Origin of the sequence: Cnuella takakiae, assembly GCF_001953305.1 — a bacterium.
GTDB lineage: Bacteria > Bacteroidota > Bacteroidia > Chitinophagales > Chitinophagaceae > Flavisolibacter > Flavisolibacter takakiae.
The window spans coordinates 2,326,335-2,333,054 of the sequence record NZ_MTFE01000010.1 but is presented as its reverse complement, the minus strand read 5'-3'; the positions used below and the strand labels follow the sequence as shown (position 1 = coordinate 2,333,054).

Here is a 6,720-nt window from a genome sequence, read left to right as displayed (position 1 = left end):
CCCGCCTGAACAAGCTGCTGTTTTGTTAAGAAATAACCACAAGCTGAGCCATAAACCTGAACATTAGAACCGCTGGTTTGTTGTAAGGGGTCATGTTGCACCTCATTTCCGAAGCCGATTTCCAAAAACAGGAGCGTTTTTACCGGGCCAACCTGCTCAATAGCCTCAGCGGTTTTAAAAGTGTTTCCCTCATCAGCACCGTCAACGCCAGCGGGCAAACCAACCTGGGTGTGTTCAGCAGCATCATCCACCTGGGCTCCGATCCTGCACTGATTGGGTATATCAACCGGCCCAGGGCTGCAGCCCCCCATACCCTCGCCAATATTGAAGCCACCGGCTGGTATACCATCAACCATATCCACCCGGGCATGCTGCAACAGGCACATAACTGCAGCGCCAAATGGCCCGAGCATATCAGCGAGTACGAAGCCTGTGGCCTTACCCCTACTTACCAGGAGGGCATTCCTGCACCCTTTGTTGCCGAAAGCCGCATCAGCTATGCATTGGAGCTGGCAGAAGTGGTTCCTATCAAATGGAATGACACCTTCCTGGTAATTGGCGCCGTAAAATGCATGCGGATACATAATGCCGCGGAAGTGCTGGGAGAGGATGGTTTTTTACACCTCCACAAAGCAGAAAGTATGGCATCGCTGGGCCTTGATGGTTATTTTGAAACCACCCTGTGCAGCCGCCTGCCTTATGCCAGGCCCACTCCCCTTCATACAGACGACCAACACAAAGGCTAAGGCGCAATTTCACCTGTAAGAGTAACCACCTATGCCAATAAATTAGATGCACTTCAAAATGGGATAGCCTTTTGTATGCGTTAGATTTGTCGGCAACCCTAAGCCCTACGGACAAAGCAACTCATTCTCCAGCTCAGTACTGAGTTTATGAAAAAAAGGGTTCTCGATAGCCTTGTCCCGGTGTTGGCACTGATCATGGTGGCAGGCATTGCCTTGTTGCTCATGGTATTTGCCCTCCACAGCCGCAATCACAAGCGGGATATGAACCAGGCTCAATATGACCACGAGGTGCTGGAAACCATCAACCAACTGGAACAGGCTCATGACCAAATGGTGGCAGCCCGGCAGGCCAGTACAACGCAGTGGGCCCTAACAAGGAACCAGCACACCTACCGCCTGGTAGCCTTGCTGCAACAAGAGCCCGCTTACCAGCCCTTTATCACCCAACTACAAAGAGACATCAATACCGATTCAGCAGCAGGCGCGCAGCTGGCACACACCCTCAACTTCTTGCAGTACAACGTGCACCAGCGCATCAGGGCCGATGAAAAAATCGCTCTAACCAACCAGAAAAAAATTGAACGCATCCGGCTGGTAACGCTTTGCCTGCTTTCGGTAACCCTGCTTCTGTTTTTTTATACCCTTTACCACAACTTCAGCAACACCCAGGCACTGCGCCGGCAGCATGCGTTTAGCATGGGCATATTACAGCACCTGCCCGATGCTACTGCTACTACCAATCCCAAATACGAACTACAGCAGTGGAACCGGCCCTTTGGCCAGATGCTGTGGGGAGCAAGTGCCAATGGGGGTACAGACATCAGGACCCTGCTACCCGGGTGGGAACCTGCCGACACACAAGTGCTGGAACAGGCGCTGGCGCAAAAAGGCAGCTGGAAAAAAGAATGGCAGTTGCGGACACAGGGCACAACCATAGTGGAACTGCACGTTTCCCTATTACAGGAAAACAGCAAACAGCAGCTGGGCACCCTCTGGGTTTTAAAAGATATCACCGACCGCAAACAACAACTGGAGCGGCTATCCGCAAAGGCAGAGAAACTGGAAATCAACCTGAACAGCCAGGTTCAGCTGCTCCAACAAATCCTCCATAAAGTGCCGGAAAGCATGTTCCAGGTGGATCATGAAGGTCGCTACCTCCACATCAACAGGCAGGGCGCCGAGTTCCTGCCTTTCGAGGTAGCCGATGTGTTGGGCAAAAAGATGTGGGATGTGTTCCCCGCCCTCAGGGGTACTGGTTTTGAAAAAGCTTTTCGGCAGGCATGCACCACAGGTACCGAGCAGTTCATTGAGTTTCATTCTCCGGTAAGTGCCAAAGTATACCAGGTAGTGTTTATCCCTATTTCCGGTATGGTCAATATTGCCTTCCGCGACCTGTCGGAATTGAAAAAAGTACAAAGCGAAGTGAGCAGCCTTTCCGCTGCCCTGGTGGAAGCCCGCGAGGCGGAAAGGCGCCGCATTTCTGCTGAATTGCACGACGACCTGGGCCAACAGCTTACCAGTAACAAAATACTGCTCAACTACCTTGTTGGCCTGCTCCAGCTTCCGGATGGCGATTTGCTGCGGCAGTTTGGAAAGCTGGAAAAACAAATGGAGGCGGCCATCAACACCATGCGGCACCTCAACCGGAGCATCAGCAACAATCAGTTGGAAGACCTGGGGCTCTCCGATGTGCTGCGCCAGGATGCAGCGCAGTTTTCGCGCAGCTTTGGCATACCGGTTAACCTGGAAATCGAGTTGGCAGACCAGCTTCCCGAAAACAGGGTGGCGGTAGCGCTTTACCACATTTTTTCCGAAGCCCTCACCAATATTGCCCGCCACGCCGCCGCCCACAGGGTAACGGTTTTCCTGGGTTTGGAAGGTGGTTCCATCATCATGGAAGTACGCGACGACGGCTGCGGGTTCCAGCAGCCGGGCAACAACCTTGGATTGCGGTCCATGGAAGAGCGTGCCCGGAGCATGCAGGGCCATTGCCACATCAGCAGTACCCCGGGCAGCGGCACCACGGTAAGGGTAAAACTCCCATTGAAAAAGGATTAAGAACTGATAACCAATATGTTTTTACGGAATAAACTTAACTTCACAAACCTTATTACACCTCAAAACAAGCTTCGGAAAATAAAGCCTTCCGGCAGCTAAAAATCCAAAAACAGGCCCTCTTTCCGGGAGGTTCTGTCTATGAAAATATGTACGGCATTGTAAACAAAGCCATCCAGGAACTGGTATCCGAGCAGTTTGGCAGCGACGCCTGGATCAGGGTAAAACAGAAAAGCGGGGTTGGGGTTGATTTTTTCAGCAGCAACGAGCCTTACCCCGACGACATCACCTTTAAGCTGGCGCGGGCAGCATCTGAGGAACTGAAGCTTCCCCTCGACGAAGTGCTGCGGGCCTTTGGCCACTTCTGGATCATGCGTACCGGCAAGGAGCGCTATGGCGCCCTGATGGAAGCAGGTGGCAGCAACCTCCACGATTTCCTGATGTCGCTACCACAGTTTCACAACCGTATCCTGCTGATGTTTCCCCAGCTATGCCCGCCCGAATTTGTGGTTAAAGAAACAGGCACCGGCGCAATGGAAGTGCACTACTACTCGCAAAGGCAGGGTCTTGAAATATTTGTGCAGGGACTGCTGGAAGGGCTGGGACTGCTGTACAACACACCCATTACCGTAAGCCAAACCCAAACAAGGGCTAACGGTCACGATCATGCTATATTTGCGATCAGCTGGCAATAAGATGCAACCCCTACCCTTTGATTTATCGGAAGATCAGTTCCGCAGGCTTTTTCCTTTCTACCTCCTGGTAGATGCGGAGCTATGTTTCCAATCCTGGGGCCCCTCCTTCGACAAACTGCTGCCCCTGCGCCAGCAACAGGCTTTCACCGATGTTTTTGAACTGATGCGCCCAAGGGTGCCGGCACTGAACTACCAAAGCCTGAAAGACCTGCAGGGCCAGCTGGTACTGTTGCGGCTGAGCGCCGATCCCGGCCAGGTATGGCGGGGACAGATAGAACCTACTTCCGGCGGGCAACTGCTTTTTCTGGGTACACCCTGGTTTACATCTATGGAGTCGGTAATGGCCAAGGGCTTGCGGCTCAATGATTTTGCCCTGTTCGACCCCATGGTGGACATGCTCTATACCCTCAAAACCCAGGAGCTTGCCCGCAACGACCTCCAGTCCATGCACCGGGCCCTCTCGCTCAACACCCAGCGCCTTTCGCAGCTGGTTGCCAACCTGCAGGCGGGTGTACTGGTGGAAGACGAGCACCGCAACATCGTACTGGTAAACCAACTGTTCTGCGACCTTTTTCACATTCCCCTTTCACCGGCAGATATGGCTGGCGCCAACTGCGCCAACTCGGCAGAGGAAACCAAAGATCTTTTTACTGACCCTGCCGCTTTTGTCTGGCGGATCAACCAGGTGTTACAAGATCGGCAGCTGGTACTGAACGACCGGCTGGAGCTGGCCGATGGCCGTACTTTTGAACGCGATTTCGTTCCCCTGTTTGATGGCGACCAGTACCTGGGCCACCTGTGGCAATACCGCGATGTAACCGAAAAGATCAATGCCGACCGGGTACTGCGCAGGAAGGAAGAAAAATACCGCCGCATCATCGCCAACATGCACCTGGGCCTGATGGAAGTAGACCTCAACGACTGCATCCGCTATGTAAACCAGAGCTTTTGTGAAATGAGCGGTTATACTCCGGAGGAGCTCATCGGCCAGCAGGCTGCCCCCCTCTTCCTGGCGGCGAATGAGCAGGAAATGCTGAAAGCCAAGAATAAAACCCGCACTCAGGGTATATCGGATGCTTATGAACTGCCTGTAACCGACCGCCATGGCAATGCCCGCTGGTGGCTGATCAGCGGTGCACCCCTTTTTGATGATGGCGGCACCCTCATCGGGTCTATTGGCATCCACCTCGACATCACCGAACACAAGGCCACCCACCAGGCCCTGGTGGAAGCCCGCGATGCAGCAGAGGCATCGGCAAAAGCGAAGCAGCAGTTCCTGGCAAATATGAGCCACGAAATACGCACGCCCATGAATGCCATCCTGGGCCTGGGGCGGCAGCTGCAAAAGAAAAAAGGCGATGCCGAACAGGAGCTTTTTGTCAATACCATTGTTACGGCCGCCGACAATATGCTGGTGATCCTCAACGATGTGCTGGACTTTTCCAAAATGGAAGCCGGCAAGCTTTCCCTGGAGCATATACCCTTCAACCTGCAAAGCTTTGCCGAAAAATCGCTTTTGCTGCTGCAGCAGCGTGCCGATGAGAAAGGCCTGGGCCTCACCGCCCGCTTCGGTCCCGGTATTGCACCCAACCTTATAGGCGATCCCTACCGCCTCAACCAGATACTGGTGAACATCATTGGCAATGCCGTGAAGTTTACCGAAAAAGGCAATGTCAGCCTCGAATGCAGGCTGAAAGCCGAAGATGCCGGAAGCCAGCAGGTTTGTTTTGTGGTAAAGGACACCGGTGTGGGCATCGACCCGCAGTACCTGCCCCGCCTGTTTGAAACCTTCAGCCAGCAGGAGCAGCACACCAGCCGCCGCTTTGGCGGTACCGGCTTGGGCATGAGCATTACACACCAGCTGGTGCAGTTGATGAATGGCAGCATTTCCATCGACAGCACCCTGAACCTGGGCACCACGGTGACCATTTGTATCCCGTTTGAAAAAGGCAATACCGGCAACCAGGCACCCAACGAATTGGCAGTGGTGGAAACCGCTACCCTCCGGGGCCGCAGTGTACTGCTGGTAGATGATAATGCCATGAACCGCCTGGTAGCCCGCATTGTGCTGAAGGCCGCAGGTATGGAAATCACCGAAGCCGTGAATGGCGCCGAAGCCATCGAGCAACTGGAATCGGGTCATTTCGACCTGGTGCTGATGGACGTGCAGATGCCCGTAATGGATGGACTGGAAGCCACCCGCCACATTCGCCGGCAAATGCAGTTGCCCATACCGGTAATTGCGCTTACCGCCAATGCCATCAAGGGTGAGAACGAAGTGTGCCTGCAGGCAGGCATGAACGACTACCTGCCCAAGCCATTTGCCGAACAGGAACTGCTGGACAAAATGGCTAGGTTGCTGGCCTTTTCGACCCAGCACACCGTTGCATTTACAACGCCTGCCCTTTTAGAACAAACAAATTTTGACCTCTCCCAGCTGGAGGCTATTGCAGGGGGCAATGCCGCCCTGTTTAGCGAATTGGTTCAAACCCTTGCTACCGACCTGGAGCAGGCCGCTTCCGAGCTGGAAGCCGCTACCGTACAGCAGGACCGTGAAACCGTTCGCCGCATCCTGCACCGGGTACTGCCCGGCGTGGAACTGGCAAAAGCCAATCAACTGCAGGAGCAAATGAATACGCTGAGAAAAAAAGCGGCAATGGAAGCCCCCTTAGCTGAACCTGCCCAACAGGTTATTGACACCATTAATACACTGGTAGCGGAGCTTACCGCAAAATATCCGGTTAAAGCCAATTAAGGCTTTGAATAGAATAACAAAACACCCGGCACCCTTTTCGCAATTCTTTGCCTGCACCAAAATACTAGGTAAAAATTCCGTTTACCTGAATCCATTTGACATATTCAATACGGAAGTACAACATGTATCAATAGCATTTCGTCGAATACTCATTTAAGGAACCTACTTTTTATAAACCTTTAAATTCAATATTCTTTCTTCTTGTGAAGGGCAGTTCTTCAGAAGGGGCAAACATTTTAGTAATGACAGCAAACAAAAATTTCATTGTTCTCTGGGCGGAAGACTCTGAAGAGGATAAGTTACAAATACGCAAAGCCTTCAACAGGCTTTCCGAACAGGCTCGATTGGTTGAAGTTGGCAGTGGCGTGGAAGCACTTGCGTTTATGATGGAATCCAGCTATTCTAACGAGGTACCTTCCTTGGTTGTCCTGGATATGAATATGCCTTTGCTCGACGGCAGGGATACTTT

General features: G+C 52.8%; 5 protein-coding genes. All 5 read left to right on the top strand.

Features of this window, described 5'->3' with window-relative positions; genetic code table 11:
- Positions 1-92 precede the first annotated feature (92 nt).
- Positions 93-746 (top strand): flavin reductase family protein, encoded by a 654-nt coding sequence (locus BUE76_RS10195; protein WP_073048212.1) that lies wholly within the window; start codon positions 93-95, stop codon positions 744-746.
- A 147-nt stretch (positions 747-893) separates the two neighbouring features.
- A complete protein-coding gene (locus tag BUE76_RS10190; protein ID WP_083596719.1) occupies positions 894-2,804 on the top strand; it encodes a PAS domain-containing sensor histidine kinase in 1,911 nt (636 codons plus the stop codon).
- 146 nt (positions 2,805-2,950) lie between these two features.
- Positions 2,951-3,496, top strand: coding sequence for a heme NO-binding domain-containing protein (locus tag BUE76_RS10185; RefSeq protein WP_073048205.1), 546 nt, complete (start codon positions 2,951-2,953; stop codon positions 3,494-3,496).
- Position 3,497: 1 nt separating this feature from the next.
- Entirely contained in the window at positions 3,498-6,251 is a 2,754-nt protein-coding gene (locus tag BUE76_RS10180) for a response regulator (RefSeq protein ID WP_073048202.1), read from the top strand.
- A gap of 242 nt (positions 6,252-6,493) precedes the next feature.
- The coding region (locus BUE76_RS24465) for a response regulator (protein ID WP_216820652.1) at positions 6,494-6,720 on the top strand (227 nt) is incomplete at its 3' end.

What these genes read in the sequence shown, in the direction of transcription:
- BUE76_RS10180 (WP_073048202.1), top strand. Translation starts at nt 3,498, where the DNA reads ATGCAACCCCTACCCTTTGATTTATCGGAAGATCAGTTCCGCAGGCTT.
- BUE76_RS10195 (WP_073048212.1), top strand. Translation starts at nt 93, where the DNA reads ATGTTGCACCTCATTTCCGAAGCCGATTTCCAAAAACAGGAGCGTTTT.
- BUE76_RS10185 (WP_073048205.1), top strand. Translation starts at nt 2,951, where the DNA reads ATGTACGGCATTGTAAACAAAGCCATCCAGGAACTGGTATCCGAGCAG.
- BUE76_RS10190 (WP_083596719.1), top strand. Translation starts at nt 894, where the DNA reads ATGAAAAAAAGGGTTCTCGATAGCCTTGTCCCGGTGTTGGCACTGATC.